Source organism: Bdellovibrio sp. BIS2 (assembly GCF_055398295.1).
In genome coordinates, this window is record NZ_AP035879.1 from 1,239,641 (window position 1) to 1,262,064 (window position 22,424).

21 protein-coding genes are annotated in these 22,424 nt (G+C 51.8%); 14 read left to right on the top strand and 7 right to left on the bottom strand.

Annotated features, from left to right (window positions below; genetic code table 11):
• Nucleotides 1–159: 159 nt before the first annotated feature.
• Together ACZ520_RS05980 and ACZ520_RS05985 are read left to right on the top strand one after the other, a co-directional pair.
• Nucleotides 160–2,433 (top strand): hypothetical protein, encoded by a 2,274-nt coding sequence (locus ACZ520_RS05980; protein WP_464127757.1) that lies wholly within the window; start codon nucleotides 160–162, stop codon nucleotides 2,431–2,433.
• Between the two features lie 101 nt (nucleotides 2,434–2,534).
• The gene (locus tag ACZ520_RS05985; protein WP_464127758.1) at nucleotides 2,535–3,392 is read left to right on the top strand and encodes a TIGR02285 family protein; all 858 of its coding nucleotides are present in this window, start codon (nucleotides 2,535–2,537) and stop codon (nucleotides 3,390–3,392) included.
• On the opposite strand, the gene ACZ520_RS05990 is transcribed toward ACZ520_RS05985, so the two are convergent.
• From ACZ520_RS05990 to ACZ520_RS06000, 3 genes are read right to left on the bottom strand one after another with little or no spacing between them, the layout of a single operon-like run.
• The gene (locus ACZ520_RS05990) at nucleotides 3,374–4,345 is read right to left on the bottom strand and encodes a tRNA dihydrouridine synthase (RefSeq protein WP_417869993.1); all 972 of its coding nucleotides are present in this window, start codon (nucleotides 4,343–4,345) and stop codon (nucleotides 3,374–3,376) included. The genes ACZ520_RS05985 and ACZ520_RS05990 overlap by 19 nt on opposite strands.
• Nucleotides 4,346–4,347: 2 nt before the next feature.
• The gene (locus ACZ520_RS05995) at nucleotides 4,348–4,806 is read right to left on the bottom strand and encodes an EVE domain-containing protein (protein WP_374035306.1); all 459 of its coding nucleotides are present in this window, start codon (nucleotides 4,804–4,806) and stop codon (nucleotides 4,348–4,350) included.
• On the bottom strand, nucleotides 4,803–5,198 hold the full coding sequence (locus ACZ520_RS06000; RefSeq protein ID WP_374032458.1) for a YchJ family protein: 396 nt from the start codon (nucleotides 5,196–5,198) through the stop codon (nucleotides 4,803–4,805). The genes ACZ520_RS05995 and ACZ520_RS06000 overlap by 4 nt, the downstream gene beginning before the upstream one ends.
• 125 nt (nucleotides 5,199–5,323) lie before the next feature.
• Here ACZ520_RS06000 and ACZ520_RS06005 point away from each other — a divergent pair, with 125 nt between their 5' ends.
• The 6 genes from ACZ520_RS06005 (at nucleotide 5,324) to ACZ520_RS06030 (ending at nucleotide 12,468) form a co-directional block, all read left to right on the top strand.
• On the top strand, nucleotides 5,324–6,091 hold the full coding sequence (locus ACZ520_RS06005; protein WP_088565757.1) for an SDR family NAD(P)-dependent oxidoreductase: 768 nt from the start codon (nucleotides 5,324–5,326) through the stop codon (nucleotides 6,089–6,091).
• 2 nt (nucleotides 6,092–6,093) lie between these two features.
• Complete coding sequence (gene fumC, locus ACZ520_RS06010) at nucleotides 6,094–7,503, top strand: class II fumarate hydratase (protein WP_088565756.1); 1,410 nt, start codon at nucleotides 6,094–6,096, stop codon at nucleotides 7,501–7,503.
• 45 nt (nucleotides 7,504–7,548) lie between these two features.
• A complete protein-coding gene (locus ACZ520_RS06015) occupies nucleotides 7,549–8,481 on the top strand; it encodes a hypothetical protein (RefSeq protein ID WP_088565755.1) in 933 nt (310 codons plus the stop codon).
• A gap of 14 nt (nucleotides 8,482–8,495) precedes the next feature.
• Nucleotides 8,496–8,936, top strand: a complete 441-nt coding sequence (locus ACZ520_RS06020; protein ID WP_088565754.1) for a hypothetical protein — start codon at nucleotides 8,496–8,498, stop codon at nucleotides 8,934–8,936.
• Nucleotides 8,937–8,958: 22 nt separating this feature from the next.
• Nucleotides 8,959–10,977, top strand: coding sequence for an ATP-dependent helicase (locus tag ACZ520_RS06025; protein ID WP_374035311.1), 2,019 nt, complete (start codon nucleotides 8,959–8,961; stop codon nucleotides 10,975–10,977).
• Nucleotides 10,978–11,106: 129 nt separating this feature from the next.
• Nucleotides 11,107–12,468, top strand: coding sequence for a PAS domain-containing protein (locus ACZ520_RS06030; protein WP_464127759.1), 1,362 nt, complete (start codon nucleotides 11,107–11,109; stop codon nucleotides 12,466–12,468).
• Here ACZ520_RS06030 and ACZ520_RS06035 read toward each other — a convergent pair whose 3' ends face one another.
• Both ACZ520_RS06035 and ACZ520_RS06040 read right to left on the bottom strand, forming a co-directional pair.
• Nucleotides 12,469–13,155 (bottom strand): RluA family pseudouridine synthase, encoded by a 687-nt coding sequence (locus tag ACZ520_RS06035; protein ID WP_374032463.1) that lies wholly within the window; start codon nucleotides 13,153–13,155, stop codon nucleotides 12,469–12,471.
• On the bottom strand, nucleotides 13,152–13,562 hold the full coding sequence (locus ACZ520_RS06040) for a hypothetical protein (protein WP_464127760.1): 411 nt from the start codon (nucleotides 13,560–13,562) through the stop codon (nucleotides 13,152–13,154). Before ACZ520_RS06040 ends, ACZ520_RS06035 begins: the two co-directional genes overlap by 4 nt.
• A gap of 117 nt (nucleotides 13,563–13,679) precedes the next feature.
• Between ACZ520_RS06040 and ACZ520_RS06045 the strand changes: the two genes are divergently transcribed.
• The 4 genes from ACZ520_RS06045 (at nucleotide 13,680) to ACZ520_RS06060 (ending at nucleotide 15,884) form a co-directional block, all read left to right on the top strand.
• Entirely contained in the window at nucleotides 13,680–13,934 is a 255-nt protein-coding gene (locus tag ACZ520_RS06045; protein ID WP_088565749.1) for a hypothetical protein, read from the top strand.
• A 69-nt stretch (nucleotides 13,935–14,003) separates the two neighbouring features.
• Nucleotides 14,004–14,933: a ParA family protein gene (locus ACZ520_RS06050; protein ID WP_088565748.1), complete on the top strand. Its 930-nt coding sequence runs from the start codon at nucleotides 14,004–14,006 to the stop codon at nucleotides 14,931–14,933.
• A 12-nt stretch (nucleotides 14,934–14,945) separates the two neighbouring features.
• Nucleotides 14,946–15,554, top strand: coding sequence for a hypothetical protein (locus tag ACZ520_RS06055; protein WP_464127761.1), 609 nt, complete (start codon nucleotides 14,946–14,948; stop codon nucleotides 15,552–15,554).
• Nucleotides 15,555–15,557: 3 nt separating this feature from the next.
• Nucleotides 15,558–15,884, top strand: coding sequence for a BolA family protein (locus tag ACZ520_RS06060; RefSeq protein WP_416480990.1), 327 nt, complete (start codon nucleotides 15,558–15,560; stop codon nucleotides 15,882–15,884).
• 148 nt (nucleotides 15,885–16,032) lie between these two features.
• Here the strand turns inward: ACZ520_RS06060 and ACZ520_RS06065 are convergent, their stop codons facing one another.
• Entirely contained in the window at nucleotides 16,033–16,293 is a 261-nt protein-coding gene (locus tag ACZ520_RS06065; RefSeq protein WP_088565745.1) for a hypothetical protein, read from the bottom strand.
• 204 nt (nucleotides 16,294–16,497) lie between these two features.
• Between ACZ520_RS06065 and ettA the strand changes: the two genes are divergently transcribed.
• On the top strand, nucleotides 16,498–18,168 hold the full coding sequence (gene ettA / locus ACZ520_RS06070) for an energy-dependent translational throttle protein EttA (RefSeq protein ID WP_088565744.1): 1,671 nt from the start codon (nucleotides 16,498–16,500) through the stop codon (nucleotides 18,166–18,168).
• Between the two features lie 126 nt (nucleotides 18,169–18,294).
• Nucleotides 18,295–19,017 (top strand): DUF4010 domain-containing protein, encoded by a 723-nt coding sequence (locus tag ACZ520_RS06075; protein WP_417870144.1) that lies wholly within the window; start codon nucleotides 18,295–18,297, stop codon nucleotides 19,015–19,017.
• Here ACZ520_RS06075 and ACZ520_RS06080 read toward each other — a convergent pair.
• The gene (locus ACZ520_RS06080; protein ID WP_464127762.1) at nucleotides 19,014–22,376 is read right to left on the bottom strand and encodes a beta strand repeat-containing protein; all 3,363 of its coding nucleotides are present in this window, start codon (nucleotides 22,374–22,376) and stop codon (nucleotides 19,014–19,016) included. The genes ACZ520_RS06075 and ACZ520_RS06080 overlap by 4 nt on opposite strands.
• Between the last annotated feature and the right edge of the window lie 48 nt (nucleotides 22,377–22,424).

The following is a 22,424-nucleotide window of genomic DNA, read 5'->3' on the forward strand; positions in this document are numbered from 1 at the left end:
GCCGACTCAAAATGAGAATTTTTTGATCGCCTTTTGACCTAAGACCCATATTCCGAAGAGATAGGTGAGGAATATGAGTTGGGTCTTCACATAATTGTCATCTTCTTAACAGTTTTTGGGTCGAGTCCCGTCTGGGCCACTTCTGAGGTGGCGCTGGCCATGGCCTGCTTAAGACCGGCCGATTGTTCTGACCAGGTAAAAAAACTGCAGACTCAACTGCAGTGGAACTGTGAACTTGAAATCAAATCCCAAAACTGTGCGAAGCTAGCTGAGGAGCATCCTGACTGGGCGCCTCTGATGCGCAAGTGTGATTTGCCGTCACAGTGCCAGCAGCAAAAAGAATACGCACAACAAAAAGCCCTGGCCTGTTTGCGGGGATATAAAAATGCGATGGTGGATCTGGGAGTTTCTTTAAAAGACATGACGGTTTCATTGGCCGGTCTGGTTGAAGACAGCTGGGAATCCATCAAGAAAAACAACCGCGAGCGGGCGGCGTTCCTCAAACAATGCAACACCTCTTTGTCCTGCAAAAAAGATCTGGTGAAAGACGATCACCGGTACAACAAACTTTCTGATGAAGAGATCAACAAACTTCCGGCGACTTTTCTTTATGTGCAGGCCCAGGATATGAAAGCCTACATGTCCTCGTTGGAGCGAGTGCGCCCAAAACCCTATGTGCCGATTGCGGAACGTGCTCGCGATGACACGACAATGACCCCGGAGCAGAGTCAAAAACTTGAAAGCCTGATGACCATTGCCGGCTCTAAAATCAAAGAGCAGTACGGCCGTTACATGTGTTACAACGCTTTGGCCCGGGAAGAGCTGGAGTGTTATGCAATCGGTTCCGTCGTGGACCCGACACTGCTGGCCGGCTATTTCGTCAAAGGGGCCCGAGCGGCCACAGCCGCGGGCCGACTGCTAAAGGCTGAAAAAGAAGTTCATGCCGGCGCCGAAGTGGCGGCGGGATCTGCGAAGGTTTCCCGCAGTGAACTGACGGGTCGTTATATCAGTTATTCTCCGACCAGCGTGGAGCAGAACACCGCCTGGATGGCCCGTGCTGAAAAAGGGGCGGATGCCAAGGTCACTTTCCTGGATGTGGAAAACAGCCAGATGAAATATCTGAACGACAGTTTGAAAGACAAAAATCTTGTGACGGGGCTGACGAACTATCACAAGGAGTTGTTGTTTGATAACATCAAGGAGCTTGAAGCCGCAAATCCAGGGCTGGTCATTGATAAGTATTCTGATTTTAAATCCTCGCGCTTTGCCTTTTCCGGCAAGGTTCCGAAGGATATTGAAGAGCAGCTTGAAAAGGTTTTTGACAAGACGAATGCTGAATTCAACAAAAAGCTGAAAGAGTCCGACGCCCTGAAACCCGGAACCAAAACAGAAGACTGGTTTCGGGCGGGGATCGGGAATTCGGCCGATGAAGCCAATATGGCAGCCCGATACTCCCGACAGCTCGACAAGAACGAAGTGCAAAGCTTCCGCAAAGATGGTCTGAAAACCACCATGCAGCAGAAAATCACGTCCCTTGAAAAACAACGCCAAGAGCTGCGCATGGAGGTCGCGGGCACCAGCATGGTGGATGGAAGGACCTTTGATCAGGACGTGTTTGATATCGTTCGTAAAGGCAAAGGCGACACGGCCCAAGTGCAGCAGGCTTTGAAGAATCGCTACGCTTTAAGCGACATCTCTACGGGGACGGTCAAGAAACTGCAGTCCTATGTGACTGCGACAGATGAGTTTTCTCCGGGGATTTACATCGCCAAACGCGAGATCGCACATCTGAATGCTGCTGATCAGGGTGGTTTGTCGGTGGATATCATCGGGCTTGGTTCCGCCAACTTAAAAGGCACGGCCGAGGCGTTGGCGTCTTCATCCAATGTGAACAAGGCCCTTGAATCGACTCGGGCCGCGGAAAAAGCGGTCACCAAAAAATTCAATGATCAGAAAAAGCAGTTCGAGGACGTTCTGACCCGGGCGGTGCCATCCGGTAAGCTGAAGTCCCTGTGTTCAGGGGATGACTGCGTGGCCGTGGCGGTGAAGCCGCTCAATCAGGCGGAAAAACAAGATATCCTGAAGGGCCTGGCCAACACAGATTACTCGGGCACCTACCGTTTGGCATTTATTCCTGATGGCGTGCAGAACGTGTCTTCACGCAATGCTTTGGCCAATCATGGGGAATCCGTTGAAAAAATCCTGCGTCAGTCCTTGGGCTCAGAGATGGAGCCAAGAAAACTAAAAGGGCTGACTTTCGGTGTGGACATGCGGACCCAGAATTTGAATGAGGGCAGTATCAAATTGCTGATGGGCGAAGCCAACGGCGTCACTCTGACCGCCCACGAACGCAAACGCATCCAAGAGGCCTTTAAAGCAGCCATCCAAAAATTCAACGCCTCCAGCTCCACCAATTACAACGCCCTTCCTTAAAAGGTGCCTGGTTGAAAATTCTGGCTACAGCGCAATATCTTGTTTGAAATACATTTATCCTGACATCTCGGACTGAGCTATCGTGAAGGCTTGAGGAGTTGATGAAAAGACGGATGTTATTGTCCTTCCTTATTGTGAACTTATTTTGCCCATTGGCAGGGGCCAAGGATCTCACGTGGATCCGGTGGGACGATCCGCCGATTTTTATTTTCTCCGGACCGTTCAAAGGGCAGGGAGTACTGGACACCGTGGAAGGCGAGCTTCGCAAGAAACTTCCCCAGTATCAGCACAAGACCTTGGAAGGCACGGTGCCTCGGGTTTTGAAGGAAGCTGAAGGTAAAAGCCAAATCTGCAACGCCGGCTGGCTGGATACGCCCGAGTGGTCCAAGCTGTTTTATTTCTCAACGCCCGTGTTTGTGATTCCCGCTAATGGAATCTTGCTGCCAAAAAGCCGACTGGACGAGGTTCGAAATTTGGCCCCTTATTCATTGCAAAAGTTTCTGGATTCAAAGAAATCCTGGAAGCTTGGGGTCGGTCGCCTTTACGGCGAGGGTATCGACGAAGTACTGATCAAGAACAACTATCAGAAAAATCCACAGGTGATCACCATTAGCACCAGCCTTCGGGTTCACAAGATGCTTCATTCCAATCGCATTCAGTACACATTGGGCTATCCGTTTGAGGCGGTTTATTACAACGAGCTTCTGAACAGTAAGAGCGATTTTGTAGTGCATATTCCGGTGACAGAAAACTCAGCCCGGGTGGAAGTGGTTGTGGCCTGCCCTAAAACACCTTGGGGAGCCAAAGTCATTGCCGACGTGGATCGGGCCCTTCAAAACAAAGCCTTGCTGGAAAAATTTGAAAAAGGTGTGGATCGTTGGCTCAGTGCTGAGGACCGGGAAAAGCTGGCTCCGGCCCGTAAAGAATTTTATCGAAAGAACTATCCGTCGCTCAAGTGATCAACACCGCACAAGGCGTGCAGTTTGGCTTTGAACTCTGTTGGTTTTTTTAGAACCTTGATTTCGTCAAAGATCGCCTTGGCTTCCTGATTTTTCAGGGACAGGGCTTTGAGCCATTGTTTGGAGCGGGACACGGCAAAATAGTCGTTGATGTACAAAGTGCTCGATTCAAAGAACTGCGGCAGCAGGGGGCGGGCGCGCTCCCAGCTCATGTCTTCGACGGGCTGCTGGTTCAGGCTTTGTTTGATCTGGCTGAAGATGAACGGATTGCTCATGACTCCGCGGCCGATCATGTAATCTTCACACTGGGTGACTTCCACGCAGCGGTTGAAGTCTGCCACATTCCAGATTTCACCGTTGGCGATCAGTTTGATCTTGGTCTTTTCTTTAATTTTTGGAATCCAGTCCCAGTAAGCCGGTGGCTTATAGCCATCAGTTTTGGTGCGGCAGTGAACCGTCAGCCAGGTGGCATTGGCTTCTTCCACGGCCTGGGCGATTTCCAGACACTTGGTCGGATCATCAAAGCCCAGACGGATTTTTGCGGTCACGGGAACATCCGCGGGTACGGCTTTGCGAACGGTATCGACGATCGTAAACACGCGATCGCAGGATTTCAAAAGGCTCGCACCGCCATCATGACGATTCACGGTTTTTGCCGGGCAGCCGAAATTAAGGTCCACCCCCAAAGCGCCCAGTTTCACCGCGCGCTGGGCATTCAAAGCCAAGGGTTCGGCCTGGCCCCCCAGAAGCTGCACAAACACCGGCGTGCCCCAGCGGGTGCGCGATCCGGTTTTCAGCTCGGGGCAGTTTTTATAGAAAACACTTTCCGGGTGCAGACGGTCGGTGACACGCAAAAATTCGGTCACGCACTGATCAATGCCTCCCAGGCGCGTGAGAGTATCACGCATCACCCAGTCGACAACGCCTTCCATCGGAGCCAGAAACAGTTTCATTCCTAAGCGCCGCCCAGTTTGGTCAGAACATCAAAGTGCTTTTTTTCAACAGGCTGAATGGAAAGGCGGGAGCCCTTTTGCAAAACCAGCATGTCAGCAAGCTTCGCGTTGTCGCGCAGCTCAGGCAGGCTGATATAGTTTTTAAAGTGCGCCACGTATTCCACCTGCACACAGAACCAGATGGGTTTTTCTTTGGTGGCTTTCGGGTCGAAGTATTCAGATTTTTTATCGAACTGCTCTTTGTCCGGCTCAGCAGCTTTGCTGATGCGAGCAATGCCCGCAATACCCGGAGGAGTCGCATTGGAATGATAGAAAAGCACTTCGTCGCCGACTTGCATGTCTTTCATCATAAAGTTACGCGCCTGATAGTTGCGCACACCGGTCCACCAGGTGGTTTTGTCTTTCTTCAGTTGATCCAAAGAAAAGACGTCCGGTTCTGATTTCATCAGCCAGTATTTCATTTGGATTTCTCCTCTTTGATTTTTCCGGATTTGAAGAACCATTCGCCCGCTTGTTTGCGGAACAGGCTGACTTCGTGATGGATGAAGTCCTCATCATCAACGTTATAGTAGGCTTTGAACTCGACCGTTCCTTTGGTGCCTTTTTCTTCGGCGTGAATGATCTCAAGCTTCAGGAACTTCGCGCGTTCCGCCCACTCGCGGTTGGCCTCTTCGTCGATTTGATCCAGAGTCTGAGGATCTGTCGTATCCTGCAAGTACTCCATTTGATTCTTGGCAAAGGCGCTGTAGCGAGAGCGCATCAAAGCCTCCGCCGTCGGCGCCAAAGCTTTGCCAGAGTGATAAACACCACAACATTCAGAATAATTTTTCTCAGAACCACAAGGACATTTCATAGCCCGCGAAACTACCAGAATTCCCCCTAAAAGGTACCTGCTTACTTTTTCCGAAGCATTGCGTTATTTGGCTTGTGGGGGTGCCCTTCCAGAGGGGGGCTGCTATCGTTTTGGGGTGAGGTGAAATGATGGCTAAGTGGGCTTTGATTACGGGGGCAAGTTCGGGAATTGGCTGGGCGACGGCCGAGGCGCTGGCGGCGCAGGGGTTTGATATTTTTGTGACCGGACGACGCTATGAAAAACTGCAGGAGCTGGAAAAATCCATCAAAGCCCGTCACCCCAAAACTCAAGTGAAGCTGGCTTGTTTTGACGTGTCGGACCGTTTCGAGGTCAGTGAATTCGTCAAAGCTCACAAAGCCGAAATTGCCGAAGTCGAGATCCTCGTCAACAACGCGGGCCTGGCTCGCGGGGTGGAAAAAATGCAGGACGCCTCACTGGATGACTGGGAGATCATGATCGACACCAACATCAAAGGTCTGCTGTTCATGACCCGCGCCGTGGTGGAACACATGGTGAAAAAGAACTCCGGTCATATTATAAATTTAGGCTCGGTGGCGGGCCGCTGGACCTATCCAGGCGGAGGTGTTTATTGCGCCACCAAGTTTGCAGTGCGGGCGCTTTCCGAAGGATTGCGCATGGATTTACTGGGCACCAAGGTGCGTGTCACCAATATTGAACCGGGCATGGTGAACACAGAGTTTTCTGTGGTGCGACTGGGGGATCAGGCCAAGGCCGACAAGGTCTATGAAGGCATGACTCCGCTGTCGGCTCAGGATATCGCCGAGACAGTTGCTTGGTGTGCAGCCAGACCGGCTCATGTGAACATTCAAGAACTCGTGATTTATCCCACAGACCAGGCCCATGTCGGCCAGGTCGCTCGCAAAGGAGTGTAGTGATGGCAGAGGGCGGATTCAGAATCGAAAAAGACACCATGGGTGAAGTGAAGGTTCCCGCAGACAAGTTCTGGGGGGCTCAGACTCAAAGGTCCACGGAAAACTTCCGCATCGGGGGCGACAGGTTCCCGCGCGAGATGATCCGGGCCCTGGGCATCTTGAAAAAGTCCGCCGCCATCACCAACGAAAAATTAGGCCTGCTGGATCCGAAGAAAGCCACGGTCATCGTGAAGGCCGCCGATGAGGTGATCTCTGGAAAATTGGATGCACACTTCCCGCTGGTGGTGTGGCAAACGGGGTCGGGCACACAGACCAACATGAATGCCAATGAAGTTATCGCCAACCGCGCGATGGACATGATGGGCATCAAGCTTCCCAGCAAGGAAGTTCATCCCAATGATGATGTGAACAAAGGCCAGTCTTCGAATGATACGTTCCCAACGGCGATGCATATTGCGGTGGGCGAGCAGATTCATCACCGTCTGATTCCGATGCTGGAAAAGCTGCATAAAGCTCTGGAAAACAAACAAAAAGAATTCAAAGACATCGTTAAAATCGGTCGCACTCATTTGATGGATGCAACCCCCCTGACACTGGGGCAGGAGTTTTCCGGTTACAGCACTCAGGTGAAGCATTCCATTCAGCGCGTGAAAAACACCCTGCCGCATCTGTATGAGCTGGCGTTGGGTGGGACGGCCGTGGGGACGGGTTTGAATACGCACCCGAAATTTGCCGTTGAAGCGGCTGCTGAAATCGCCCGCGAGACGGGGATTGCCTTTGTTTCTGCGGAAAACAAGTTTGAAGCACTGGCGTCTCATGATGCGTTGGTGGAAGTCAGCGGGGCGCTGAACTCGGTCGCGGTGTCCCTGATGAAAATTGCGAACGATATTCGTCTGCTGGGTTCCGGGCCGCGTTGCGGGATCGGGGAGCTTCACTTGCCGGAAAATGAGCCGGGAAGCTCCATCATGCCGGGCAAGGTGAATCCAACCCAGAGTGAAGCCATGACCATGGTCTGTGCCCAGGTGATGGGAAATCACGTGGCCGCCACTATTGGCGGAGCCACCGGGCATTTTGAGCTGAACGTCTTTAAGCCTGTTATCGTGTTCAACGTTTTGAATTCCGTGCGCCTGCTGGCAGATGCGGCAGAATCCTTCACTGATCACTGTGTGGTGGGTATTGAAGCCAACCGTAAACAGATTCAGAAGCATCTGGAGCACTCGTTGATGCTGGTGACGGCTCTGAATCCTCATATTGGCTATGACAATGCAGCCAAAATTGCCAAAACTGCCCATAAAAACGGCACAACACTGCGCGAAGAAGCCATCAATCTTGGACTGCTCTCTGGCGAAGAATTTGATAAGATAGTAAAACCGGAACAGATGGTCGGCGTCCGCAACAGCGGGCAGAGCTGAAGCGGCGGCAGCCGCGTAAGCTGAAGCAGTACTGGAGTAACTTGCATGAATTCTCTTTTGGCAAAAGCGGACTGGATGAATCGTGACGACATCAGACCCTATGTCTTTGTTCGTCCCGAAAATCAGATCGCTCAGCCGGGCTCTGTGCACCGTAATGACTGGTTCACCCAGTCGCCGGTATTCAAGAATCCTCTGGATGTGAAAGAGCTGGCCTTTGCTGATCGCATTTATTCTTTGGAAGAGCGTGCCTTCGGGCCTTCAAATATGGCGATGCCTCGCTGGGTCTTTTATGACTGCGCGGTGATGCCGGGTTTTGTGGCGGGCTTTGCGGCTCGTCCGTCGGCTCTTTCTAAGGCGGCGCGTGAGGCGCTGGACCCCAAAAAGTTCCCGGCCAGCCTTTCTCCGATCAAATCCTCCGGGGTTTTAAAAGAAGTTGAGTCCCTGGACGACATGGACTGGGTCCCGTTGTCCCTGTTTATCATCATCCCGACAATGCATAAGGGCGAGTGGGTGGCGCACAATCTGTGCTCCGTGAACTCGTTATTGCCAAAGGAAGAGCAGTTCTACGGTCTGGGTTTCCTGTCCAAGGCCTTTGGTCTTTGGTATGCCAACGTGGAGCAATGCTCCGGGATGACCCAGTGGGGAAGTCCGGCTTTGAAGCTGCACTCGCATTATGGTCATTTAGAGGTAATTGGGGCTTACGCTCCGGTGCATTCTCATGCTAAAACTATTACTTACCGCGTACAGGTAAATACCCAGTGCTGGGAAAAGTTCTTTAACAAGGAACCGGACCTGGCCTTCCTGGAACACTACGGACCGACAGGCACGTTCATCGATCCGAAACAGGAAATGAGTATGTTGAACTTCCAGCAGCGCATTGAGCGCGGAGAGGGCCCTTTCTACCTGAGTGCAGGGGAGATTGCCCAAAAGAAGCTCGACGAACAATTGATGATTTATAGTTTGAAACAACAATACTAGATAGGAAGATACAAATGTCCATGAATACCCTGCCACCGGTCGCGAAGTCCTTTTTTGCGTTCTGTAAAAAATGTGATGCTGACAGATACCATGTAGTTCTGGCGCACACTTCGGCGACTTCCGCAAAGATCAAATGCGAGATCTGCGGTTCTCAGAAGACATATTCTCTTCCTAAAGCTCAAACTAAAACCGGCAAGCCTTTGACGGGTGCTGCGGCGAAAAAACGTGAGCAGACGATGAACTCCCGCAAATCCAGCCACCGCAATGAATACGACATGCTGATGGCCAACGATTCGGCAGCAACTGCGACTTACAACATGAAGGGCAAGTTCGAAAAGAACACCAAGCTGCAACACCCTAAGTTCGGCCTGGGCTTCATCAAAGACGCTTTGACCGATAAAATTGAAGTTGTGTTCGAAGACGAAGTTCGTACTTTGATCCACAACCGTCAGTAATTTTTTATAGAATCGAAAAATAATGGATTGGTTTAAGGGGCTCAACCCCGAGCAACAAAAGGCCGTGAAGCACAACTTCGGGCCTTTGTTGATTTTGGCGGGTGCCGGTTCAGGCAAGACAACGGTTCTGGTTTCCAGAACAGGACGACTGATTTCAGAGCGTGTGGCACAGGCTCAGGAAATCTGCGTGCTTACTTTCACCAACAAAGCCGCGCGCGAGCTGAAACATCGCGTGGGCGCAAAGCTGGGAAGCTCTGGAACGGGGATGTGGGCAGGGACCTTCCACTCGTTCGGACTGCAGATTTTGCGCCGGTTCCACAAACATGCGGGTCTTTCCCCGTATTTCGGCATTGTCGATCAAAGTGACTGCAATGCCATCGTCAAAGACCTGATCAAAGACATCAAAAACTCGGGCAAAGACAAGTTCGATGCCGACAAGATCCTGAACATGATCAATGACCGTCGCACGGGCATGGCTCCGCAGACGGAAGGCTTTGACGAATATCACGAGATGGTCGAAGTCCTGACGCCGAAATTCACCAAACGCCTGGAGCATCTGGGGGTGGTGGACTTTGAAGGCCTTTTGATCAAACCCATCACGTTGTTTAAAGAAAATCCTGAAATCCTGGAAAAAGTGCAGGGCATGTTCACGCAAGTGATGGTCGATGAGTTCCAGGACACCAATCGTTTGCAGATGGATCTGATTGCGCAGATCGTGCAAAGCCATAACAACATCGCGGTGGTGGGTGACGATGATCAGTCGATCTATGGCTGGCGTGGGGCGGAAGTGAAGAACATCTTAAACTTCCCGCAGGAATTCACTCCTTGTGAAGTGATCAAGCTTGAACGCAATTATCGTTCTTCCGCAGAAATTCTGGCGGTGGCGAATGCGGCGATTTCCAAGAATAAAAACCGTCACGGCAAGATCCTGCGCCCGCAGGTCGCTGAAGACACCGGCCAATTGCCGGAATTGTTCATTCTGGATCGTGAAGAGGACGAATGTGAATTCGTCGTCAGTGAAATCCTGAATTTCCAAAGACAGGGCTATACCTACAAGGACATGGCCGTGCTTTATCGTTCCAACACACAAGGCGGCTTGATTGAGTCCTCTTTGCGTCGTGCGAACGTGCCTTATCATATCTCGGGTGGTACTTCGATCTTTGACCGTCGCGAGATCAAGGATCTGATGGCTTACCTGAAGCAGGCCTTGGCTCCGAATGAAGTGTCCCTTCGTCGTATCATCAATGTGCCTTCACGTGGGATTGGTGACACGTCCATCGAAAAACTGAGTGAGTTCGCTCTTAAAAAACGCATCAACTTCGTCGACGCCTGCCGTTTCTGGCAAGAGGCGGGCGTGCAGGACAAGGCCGGCGCCGCCATTGATGATTTGATGATGTTCATTGAAAACCTTCCGAAAAACATCCTCGATTTCCAGGTGGGGTCTTCACCGGGGGCGAAGATGGTTCAGATTTTCCAGGACATCGGATACCGCGAATACGTTTACGGAACCGCAGCGGATCCAACCAGTGCCGAGAAAAAATGGATGGTCGTTGAAATTTTGGGACGCATCCTGGATTCATTCCTGGGACGGCGTTCTTATGACGTGGAAAGCATCAAGTCCTTTGTGGATTGCATGCTTTTGCGTGACGATCTGTCCGAAGAAGAACTGGAAAACAAAGTTCAACTGATGACCTTGCATGCCTCCAAGGGGCTTGAGTTCCCGGTGGTGATTTTAGCAGGCCTTGAAGAGGATCTTTTGCCGCACAAGAATCTGGGATCTGATATCGATGAAGAACGTCGTTTGTTCTATGTGGGCGTCACGCGCGCGAAAAAGCGTCTGGTGATGTCACGCTGTCAGCAGCGCAAGAAGAACGGCGCGGTTCGCCCGGTGGCCCCTTCCAGATTCCTGCTGGAGCTTCCTAAAGAGCTTTACACTGAATTCCCTCTGGGCGCTCGACCTGTGGTCGGGCAGGAACGTGAGGATTTAGTTGCGAGCTTCCTTTCGAAACTCGACAGCAAGCTCGGAACAAACAAGAAATAGCGAATCCCTCTCTGGATCTGAATCTGTTTTGATCAGAAGAATGAGCAACGGTCACTTTCGTGACCCGAAGCTAAGGATGCTGGATAAAATGCCGATCAAAAAGCTGTAAAAGTTTTCTGAGAGGATTCCATGAAACGTCCAGCGCCCACCCAATCTGAAAGCCCGTTCGGGTTTGATGAGTTCTTTTTCTCCGTCACCGACAAGAGAGGCGTTATCAAGTACGGAAACGATGTTTTCGTTCGCGTCAGTGTGTATCCGAAGGAATCCATGTTGGGGGCTCCGCACAGCTTGATTCGTCACCCCGATATGCCTCGAGCGGTTTTTAAGGAGTTCTGGAACTTCCTGAATCAGGGAAAAGCCGTTGGTGCCTATGTAAAGAACCTGGCCGGGAACGGCAGTTATTATTGGGTGTATGCTTTTGCTTTTCCGGTTGGTGATGGGTATTTGTCCGTTCGCTTTAAGCCTTCATCGGAATTGTTCCAAGCCGTGCAGGGGCTTTACAAGGACGTGCTGCAGTTCGAACAGCAAGGACACAGTCTTGAAGAATCGCATCCGTATCTGCTGTCAAAGATTCAGGAGGCGGGTTTTGCCGATTATGAAAGCTTTATGATGAAGGCAGTCATGGAAGAGCTGAAAGCCCGCGCAGCCCAGGTGCTGGAGTCTGAATCACGCTCTTCCGGAGCCAGCGGTGCGGGGGAAGTCACCGCCGTCACAAATGTCACCACCCGCAAGCTGAATGAGGTCTTTGCTAAACTGCGGGATTTTCAAGGGGCCAATCAAAGTCTTGATACCGCCATGGGCCGTTTGGACCAGGGGTTTCAGCAACTGAAGTTTATTTCCATCAATATGAAAATCGCGGCTGCCAAATTTGGCGAGATGGCGGCCAGTCTGGGGGTTGTTTCCCACGAGTTTTCAGTGTTGTCGGGCACTATTGAAAAACACCTGGGCGGCCTTTCCGGCTTTGTTCAGGAGCTGTCGGGTGTGATTCAGAAGTGTGTCTTGCGGGCGGCGGCCTTGAACGTGCAGATGCTGATGGTGGACTTTTTCGTTCGCGAATCCATCGCCAAGCTGGCATCTTCAGAAAACGCTTTCGACGAGATGTTGCAGAACCAGAAGGCCTTTTCCGATTTGTTTGCCCAGTATTGCCAAAATCTCGATAAAGAATTTTCCGAACTGAAAAAAAGCCTGTCTGCCATTTCCTTTGAAATGCTGGAAGTGGCTAAATTTGTGACCGGCCTTGAGGTGGTTCGTCAGATGGGCGCTATCGAGTCGGCGCGAACGACAGAGATTAGAAACAGTTTCACGCACTATCTGGAAGCCATGGATGACTTCATTCAATTGCTGCGCGAAAGCACCGGCGAGATCGGCCGGGGAGTGAACTCCCTGACCTCAAATTCCGAATTCATCGTGTCTTCGATTCGCAATATTTCTGGCAACGTGGATCAGATATTTGCTTTGGCATCCTCGCAAGAGCAGCAGAAAGCCAGCTAATCAGCCTTTCATGGCTTCTTTGAATTCCGGCGGCAGCGGGGCTTCAAACGAGTGTTTGTAGCCATTGATCATCACGGTCATGCGTGCGGCATGCAGGAACATGCGTTTGGTTTGGTAAATATTCGCCATGCGTTCATTGTACTTGGGATCGCCGTAACGAGTGTCGCCCACGATGGCATGACGGATCAGGGCCGTGTGCTTGCGGATCTGGTGCTGGCGACCGGTGATCAGGCGCACTTCCACCAGGGAAAAATATTTGTTGGCCTCAAGCACTTTGTAAAGGGTGCGGGCTTCCACCCGGTCTTTTAAAAGTCCCTGGGGGTTTTTACGTCCCTCGGCCTTGTCGGAAATGGGAGTGTTCCATTCCTGCCAGTCGGTGCTGACCGGCATTTCACCCCGCAAAAGTGCGTAATAGGTCTTTTCCACGCTGTGTTCCTGAAACTGCCCGGAAAGATTGGCGGCTGTTTCGGCATCCAGTCCCACCAGCAACAAACCACTGGTTTCTTTGTCCAGACGATGCACCGGGTGAATGTCCTGATAGCTTCCCGGTGTTAGCTGTTTTTTTAGCAGTGTGCGAACGTCGGGGGGATCGTTATGAACGGAAACTCCTGAAGGTTTGTTGATGACCAGCCAGTGTTTGGATTTTTCAAGGATGGGGATTTGGATGGGAGCGGGCTGGCGGTTCATGGGATCTCCTTCAGAATTTTCTGCACCTCTTCCGTGGGCAGATCCTGATTGGTCAGTGGACTTTCAAACAGGGCTCTTTCTTTACGGGAGATCGCCAGTGAATGCACGGAAATTAAAACAATCAGGTTGAACAGAAATCCGCCCCAGCTCAGAAACAGGAAAAAAGTTCCCATCAGCAGGATGTTCTTTTCATAGGACTTCAGATTTTGCTCTTCGGCGCCTTCAGTGAAGGTTTCAACATCCGAGCGCGACTCGCGCCAGTAAAGACCGACTTTTTGCAGGTTTTTTTGAAGCTGTCGATACGCAGGGGATTTAACCTTCTTTCGGTGCATCCACAGGTGCAGTCCGGTGACGGAAGCCGAGGGGATCCAACCGATGACATAGGCGGCGGCAAGTTCGGGGGCCATAGAGGTCCTTTCAAGAACTTTGTAAGCTTATTCCTTTGGCTGATTCTTAGCAAGCCTGGGCCCGGGGGTTTGAGGCAGCAAAGGGTTGCGGGGCAAAATACAACAAGGGAGGTTTCTATGAATCCGAACATCAATGAGTTCCTGGACTTTCTGGATAAAGAAGACGACACGGATTATGGCGACTTCAAGCGCGAGGTGGACCTGCATTTAATGCAACTGGCAGAGTCCTTGCGTCCGCTAAGTAATGAACAAGTCCTGCAATTGCGCCGCATGCGCGAGCAATTACTCTGGTCCTATAAGGACGACATTGAAGAAATGCGCTCTCTGCTAAAGCAGGAGGTCAGTCACCTTGAGGATTTTGGACCTTCCTAGATTTTTCGCGCTGCGTGTTTCCAAGCGGAATACCCCCTTGTAGGCTTGAAGGACTGACGGAGGTCCTTCATGTCCACTTTGGCGCAACAGGAGTTTTGCATTACTCTCAGCGATTTGGCCTCGTTCATGGAGATTCCTCCAAATCAAATCAAAGCCAAGGCTGAAAAGACTCTGCAACGAAAAATCAAATCCCCGTGGCTGCTTCCGGAAGAAGCCCGTCAACTGTTGCTGGCAGAGGGTTACAAATATCCCCACAAAGTCATTTCCATTCAAATGCTAAAGGGTGGGGTGGCGAAGACCACATCCGTCCTGAATATGGGCCTGCGAGCCGCCATGTACGGGGCACGTGTTTTGTTTGTGGATCTGGATCAGCAGGCGAATCTGAGTTTCGCCTTGGGGGTGGAGGACGAATCCCTGCCGGTCTGGGTGGATATCGTTGAAAAAAAGAAGAGCATCGATGAGTGTGTGCGCTTTATCGAGCCGCATGTTGATTTGATTCCGTCCAGTCTGAACAATTCAGTCTTGGACCGGGTGTTGCTAAACTCCAATCGCAACTGGTCTTTGGCGGTGAAGGCTCCGCTGGAAAAAATCAAGCACCGCTATGATCTGATCCTGATCGATACTGCGCCGGCCTTGAGTGCCACGAACACGGCGGTGACCGTGGCTTCCGACGAGGTGATCTTGCCGGTGAATCCGGACAAGTTCGCCTTTATGGGCCTGCAAAAGAACTTGAGCGAACTGGAGGACATCCGCAGCGACTTCAGTCTGGAGTTCTCGCGTAAAGTTCTCTTTACCAAGTTCGATGGACGTGAGAAGTTCAGTCATGAGCTTTTACAAAAGTGCATAGAGTCTTTTGAAGACTCGCTGATGAAGGGTTATATTCGAACCTCAGCCGAGGTGAAGAACACCGTGCGCTCCGGTAAAAGTCTTTATGCCGGAAAGTCTCCGATCAAAGCCGACTATGATTTTGTAACCCGCGAAATGTTGGGATTTGTTTAAAAGGAAGTAAACATGCCAGAGATCAAACATTACGACGCAAAGAAGAAGCATCATCATCCAAAAAAACGCCGTCCTCACCACGAGGCTCAGGCTGAAATCGACGAAGCCGCCGAAATTCGCGGTGACGCCGAAGAAATCATCGACGAGGCTCACGCTACTGTGAAAGATGCGCAAGCGACAATGAGCGAGGCCCAAACTACGATGGAAGCCGCTGATGAAATCAACACCGAAGCGCAAAACGAAGGCGTAAAAGCGGATGAGTCCATGCGTGAAGCCAAAAAAATGGTTTCCGAAGGCGCCCCGGTTTATTCTGAAGACACCGTGGATTCTGACATTCACCATCCTGAAGAAAAGGTTCACTTGGAATTCTATGGCAGCGAAGTGATCCGTCAGAAAGCCCCGAAAGTGATGGAAATCGCCGACACCGTGGCTGATGAATGGAAGAAAGACGGGCAGTTTGAAGGTTTGCCAGTTGGAAACCCGATCGCCCAGATGGCAGCAGCAAAAGCTTTGCGCACGGCCAAGGATGTTGATAAGAAGCTTGAAGAAAAAGGCGTCTATGCCATGGCTAAAATGGGCATTGACCTTATCAAATCAAAAATCGAAAAAAGAAATCACTAAAGAATGTCCCGAGAAAAACGCATCCGTGAAATCCTGACCCAATCCCTGGCTCCTCAAGAGCTAGGGGTGGAAAACGAAAGCCACATGCACTCAGTGCCACCAAATAGCGAAACTCATTTCAAAGTTTTGGTGGTTTCTGACTCATTCGAAGGCAAATCCCGCATCGACCGTCAAAGATTGGTCAACGACCTATTGAAGGCAGAACTGCAAAGCGGCCTTCACGCTCTCACACAAAAAACGCTGACACCCACCGAATGGGCAACACAAAAAGACACTCTGAACTTTGTCTCCCCAGAATGCCTGGGCGGCAGCAAGCACGACAAAAAATAAGCACGCAGGTTCATCTGCGGAGCTGCCGGCGCCACGACGGCGCGAACCGCCGTAGGCGGCGGCAACTGAGCCCGGACGGCGTGCCCCAGAGCTGCAAGCAGCCCCAGCCCGTCATCAAGGCCATCCCCGCATCCATCGGGTGCCAGTTCTATTCGTCGAATTGATTGAGTTTGGATTTAAGCTCGCCCAGAAGGCGTTTGACTTCCTGCAACTGCTCTTCGTCAGGGGACACCTTGTTGGCGGCCTCTTCTGTTAGAGTTTCCCATGTGTTGAGGGCGTGTTTCAGGTCAGAATTCAGGTTGCCGAACAGCGACTTTTTGGACGACGGCTCACGCTTCTCCGGCTTTTCCGGGGAATTCGGCGTGTCAGTATTCGAATTTTGCTGCCGCTCTAGGTTGTCGCCACTCATTAAATACTAATTTCTATCCGTAAATTCTAAGCTATTGCTTAATTTTTGTGCCGGAAACCCGGCTTTCTATCAGAAGCGCATCCTGCGCTAGGGGCGATAGTGTGATAAATGGAACTCCATTTGACAAGCGTTTTCGGGCTGGTAAATTACTTCGTTTATAGACGAAGTCAGGGCCGAAACCGGTCTTTTTAGGAGTGTGACGTCATGTCTCAAGAGATTATCTACACAATGAAGGGCGTAAGTAAAGTATATCCTCCACAAAGATATGTGTTGAAGGATATTTATCTTTCTTACTTCTATGGCGCCAAGATTGGTGTTTTGGGTCTGAACGGCTCTGGTAAATCCACTTTGCTCAGAATTATGGCAGGCGTGGACAAGGACTTCCTGGGTGAAGCCTTCCCATCCAAGACAATGAAAGTCGGCTATTTCGAGCAGGAACCTCAGTTGGATGAAACACTGACGGTGAAAGAAAACATCTTCGCCGGTATGGGCGAGTTGCCGAAAGTAATGAAAGAATACAACGCGATCAACGACAAGTTCTCTGACCCGGATCTGGATCCGGACGAGATGAACAAGCTGATCGAAAAGCAGGGTGCTCTTCAGGAAAAACTGGAAGCCCTGGGTGCCTGGGACGTCGATCAAAAGATCGAAATCGTGATGGACGCTCTTCGCTGTCCAGATGGTGATTTGCCGGTGACAAACCTTTCCGGAGGTGAAAAACGCCGTGTGGCTTTGGCCCGTTTGATCATGTCTGAACCGGATATTCTGCTTTTGGACGAGCCGACGAATCACCTGGATGCGGAATCCGTGGCGTGGCTTGAACAGTATCTTTCCAAGTTCCCGGGAACTGTGATCGCGGTGACGCACGATCGTTATTTCCTGGATAACGTGGCTGGCTGGATCCTTGAGCTGGATCGCGGTGAAGGCATCCCTTGGAAAGGCAACTACACTTCCTGGTTGGAACAAAAAGACAAGCGTCAGGCGAACGAAGCTAAAGATCAGGCCCGCAAGGCCCGTACCTTGGAAAAGGAATTGGATTGGATCCGTCAGGGCGCGAAAGCCCGTCAGGCAAAATCCAAAGCTCGTATCTCGAACTACGAAAACCTGTTGAAGGAGGCTTCTCCGGAAAAAATCCAGGAGATGTCCATCTATATCCCGCCAGGACCTCGTCTGGGCGATATCGTGGTGGAAGCCCACAACATCACCAAAGCCTACAACCACAAAGTTCTTTTGGATGACGTGAGCTTCACGATTCCAAAAGGGGCGATCGTGGGTGTGATCGGTCCGAACGGTGTGGGTAAATCCACGTTGTTCCGCATGATCACCGGCAAAGAGCAGCCTGATTCCGGCACATTCAAAGTCGGTGAAACAGTGAAGATCGCTTACGTTGACCAGACTCGTGAGACTCTGGATCCGAACAAGTCCATTTACGAGGAACTGTCCGGTGGTGCTGATGTGATCCAGTTGGGCACGCGTGAAATCAATGCGCGTCAGTACGTTTCCTGGTTCAACTTCTCGGGTTCTGACCAGCAGAAAAAAGTCGGTCAGTTGTCCGGTGGTGAACGCAACCGTGTGAATATGGCAAAAATCCTGAAGCAGGGTGCGAACTTGTTGCTTCTGGATGAGCCGACGAATGATCTGGACGTCAACACCATGCGTGCGCTGGAAGAAGCATTGTTGGAATTCGGTGGATCTGCCGTGGTGATCTCGCACGATCGTTGGTTCCTGGATCGTGTGTGCACGCACATCATGGCCTTTGAAGGTGATTCCAAGATTGAATTCTATCCTGGCAACTTCACCGAGTACGAAGAAGACCGCAAACGTCGTTTGGGCGAAAATGCCGGTCCAAAACGTGTTCGTTTCAAAATGGTGTAATAGCTGATGAAAAATCAGTGGGTGAGAGCAGGGTTATTCCTGCTCTTTCTTTTTGTCGCATCCAAGGTGGTACCGGCCGGTTCCATCGATCCCTGGGGGCTTTTCCGTCCCCAGAAGATTCTTTTCATGTTTTTTGCCCTGTCAGCGCTGCAGGTGATGGGGAAGGTGTTGTCTTCCTTTGTCGGTCATCGGGCCGGTACTTTGATGACTGGCTTTTTAGGGGGTTTGCTTTCAAGCACGGCCACCACCGTTCGTTTGGCTAAGGACAGTCATGACACGGAAGGGTCGCAAAGTGTTCGGATGGCAGCTTTGCACGCGGCGATTCTGGCCATGTTGCTGCAAGCGGTTGTGTTGGTGGGTGCTGGCAGTGTTGAAGCACTACGGGTCGTATCCTTGCATTTCCTTATTCTGTTCCTGATCACGATGATGATGGCGGTGATTTTGTGGCACAGGCAAAGTCGCCCCCGAGGTCTGACCACGGGCCCGGAAAAAGTTCTGGATGTCTGGGAGTCGCTGAAGCTGACGGTGTTCATTGTCCTGATTCTGGCGGCCAGCCGGGGAGCGCAAACCTGGCTGGGTAACGACGGCCTGATGGTTCTGACCTTTATTGTGTCGTTGTTCGAAGTTCACGGGTCTTTGATTTCCACAGCTCAGCTTTTGGCGGCGGATCAGGTCAGTCTTGCTCAATATGAAAAACTGGTAGAGATCTCTTTGCTTGCAAGTTTTGTTTCAAAGCTGTTTTTGATTGTGACCCTGTCCAGTGCGCCCTTTAAAAAACGGGCTGTCGTCAGCCTGATGCCGGCTGTGCTGTTTTTACTTCTGCACCTTTTGGGCTGGATTCACATTTAGTTCTGACACATGTACACGACGCGAATATCATAGATGGCATTTCCCGTGGCCGCGGTGTCCGTAGAGAACCCAAACCCCCCATTCGCATTGGCCGTGCATGATCCTGGGCATCCTGGATAAACTGATTCATTTGGGCCTAGTGCGGCTAGATTATTTTCTGTACCCGAAATAACGCTTTTGGAAATGTAGCCAACGCAAGTCGCATTTGGGACTCCGTCGGTGCATTCTGCGGCAATCCAGTTGTGAACATTGTATGCCGCCACTGTTGTTCCCGTCTGAGTCACGTAAGAGCAAACGGTCATTCGTCCGATGGGAGCACTGGTTCCGATCTTTACCGCGCCGTTGACTTCCAGCTTGGCCGTCGGGTTGGTTGTGCCGATGCCGACATTGCCGTTGTGGTTGATGACCATTTTCTCGGAAGCCCCTGAGGCACCATTTGTGGTGGTGTGGAAGGTGATCTTCGCACCACCGGCCGAAGTGGTATGAGCTTCCGTCGCATAGAAGTTCACGGCGGCATTTCCACCGTTTTGATATTGAGTGCCGTTGTAAGCAAAGGCTGTCAGGCTGGTGATGGCTTGGCCGCTGGAGACCGCAACTGGAGAAGCAAGGGTTCCAGCACTTTGATACCCTGAGAATGTCGCAATTTCCACCGTACTTGCGACAAGAGCTGAAATGCGTCCGCCGACATCAGTGCCTTCACCCATGGCCTGAACACCCGCACGATGGGGGTGAACCGCAGAAGATGGCACCCGGGTCGCGATTTGCAAAGGGACTGTCGGGGCGGTTGTGCCAATACCGATGTTTCCCGCACCTGTGATACGCATGCGTTCGGCATCGGTACCAGCAGAGGCGGTGAAGAATCTTAAGTTTCCGTTCACGGCTGTGGCAAAGTCGGTTTCAGCCGAAGAAGAAATGCGTGCGCTATAGGCGTGTGCGGTATTGTCCCAACCGCGGAACGCCAAAGTTCCGATAGTGTCGTTGGCCAAAAGTGGATTGCGGGTCGCGGTTGTGCCGCGGGAACGAGTCAGACTGATTTGCGGCAGGGCTGTTTCGGAATTTACGCCTTCCAGATAGATGTCGTCACCATAGTCCGTGCCATCACCCACGATATGCAGTCGGCGGGTCGGGGAGGTGGTGCCGACACCAATCATTCCGTCACTGGCCAGGCGCAGTTTTTCAGTTCCGTTCACACTGAAGCCCAGTATGTTGGTGCCTGGGAACATTCCCGAGGTGCTGTATCCACCGAAGGAATATGTCGGATTGGCAGCATTGAAAGATCCGCCACCCAAGCGCATCAAAGGCCCGAAAGAGCCATTCAAAGTCAGGGAGGTGGCGCTTAAATCCATGGCCAGATTTCCTCCGGAAGTGAATTTCATGATTCCGCCGTTATTGGAAATGCCTGTGGATGGGCTGCTGGAGAAGCTTATCGAAGGCGCATTCCAGGCACCATCCGCCAGGTAGATCTTTCCGGCGCTGGTGATATTGTAAGACGCCATATTTAGATTGGCGGTCGCGGTGTGGTTTCCCAGATTGTCGCCCACGGACGGCAGCAGTGCCGCGGGGACTTTTCCTGTGCCATCCAGCTCAACCAGATTTCCGGCAGCAGTCCCGAAATCCTTGGTGGAAGCCGTTCCCAAGCCCGATACCTGCGTGTTGCTGATGGCAATATCCGAACACGAGAACGTGTCGGTGATCGCACTCCAGTTCAAAGTCTTATTGGCCGTAGCGCAGGCCGCCGGCATCTGGGCATTGCCGGTCACGGTGGAGCGAAGCTGTCCGAATCCAAAATACTGATTGTTCCACTTGGTATTGTCGTAAACCAGAACTTGTCCCAATAGCGGTGTCGCAGAAGCCACCGCCGTGCCTTGGATCTTTTCAACTTTGGTGTTGCTGAGCCCCGCCGTTGAAGTCACATCGCCAGCGACATTCGGAATGTCTGTGGCCGTGGCGTTGGAAGCCGCTGTGACAAGGCCTTTGGCGCTGACAGTCACCCGGTTGTAAGTGCCGGCAGTCACGCCGGAGTCATTCAAAGAAATGACCGGAGCGGTTCCGCCCGAACTTGCAATCGGAGCCGAGGCCGTCACACCCGTGACAGTGCCTCCGCTGGAAGTGACGGTTGTCCAGGAAAGCTTTCCGGCCCCGTCGGTTTTTAAAAGTTGTCCGTTCGTGCCGTCGGCGGCAGGCAGTTCATAGCTGCTGTTTCCCGAAAGAGCAGGGGCTTTCAGCTCCACATAGTTAGCTCCGCTGTACAGACGCACGCCGCTGGAGGTCTGAATCAGACCACTGGTGTTGATGGCGGTGGAACCCCCGATGGTGCCGGAAGTGATCGCGCTGCCAGAAACTTTTCCGGCAGTGGATATTGTCGCCAGTTTACTGTCGGCAATGGCCGCGGTGGCCGAGATGTCTTCATTCAAAATGGTCCCGTTCAGAATTTTACCCGTGGTCACGGCATCATCCTGAATCTTGGCGGTTGCAACCGTATTATCGTTCAATGTGACTGTGGCCGCCGGACTGCCAGAAGAGGAAACTGCCCCCGTCAAAGAGGTGATAGCTCCCGCAGTTCCGGAGTTGTCATCGGCCGGGGCCCAGTTGGTCCCGTCAAATTTCAAAACTTTTCCGGAAGCCAAGCCGGTATTTATAACCGGGGTTCCTTTGATGCGATCCACAGAAGTCGCACTTTGCGTGCCAGAAACATCCCCCGTTAAATTGCCAGTGAAGCCCGCAGAGCTGCCTGCAATGTTTCCGGAAACATTAGCGCCCGTCACCACGGGCGCTGTGCATTCGAAAGTTCCAGCCGGAGCAATATGGCGAAGGTAAGTCCCGGCACCACACACCGGCAAAGAGGCTTTAGCCACAAAGTCGCTGGCTACGTTGGAGCCCAGTTTCAAAGCGCTTTGCGCCAGTTTGGCGTGACCGGCATAGGGAACAGAGCGGATTTCATTGTCTGGGGTGATCAGCTTCCAGCCTGTGCCGTCATGGAACTGCACACGCAAAAGGCGTTTGTCATCGGCAACCGGAGTGTAAGAGCCACCGCCCTCACAAGGAATAGCGACCGAGTTGTCAAAACTGTCCAGTAATTTAAAGCCCGGTGCTGCGGGGTAGTTCTTCGTGCCTGTGCCAATAGGCACATCGAAGACGCCAGAGGAATTGCGCATGTCAATGGCGCTGGAAGTTTCACGGTAAAGCACGCAGGAGCCAGTGGGGTTGGTGATCGAAAACTCGAATTGAACTCCGTTGACTTCAAGGGCTTCGCCTTGAGAGTTTCTTATGCGTCCCTGATAGGTGAGTGAGCCTGGTGTGGCCAAAGCCCACGACGAAAGAAAAAGAACTGTGATTCCGGTGACGTACAGTTTTCCCATGGAATACTTATCGGCTCATTGTGGGCACGGATTCAGGAAATTTTAATA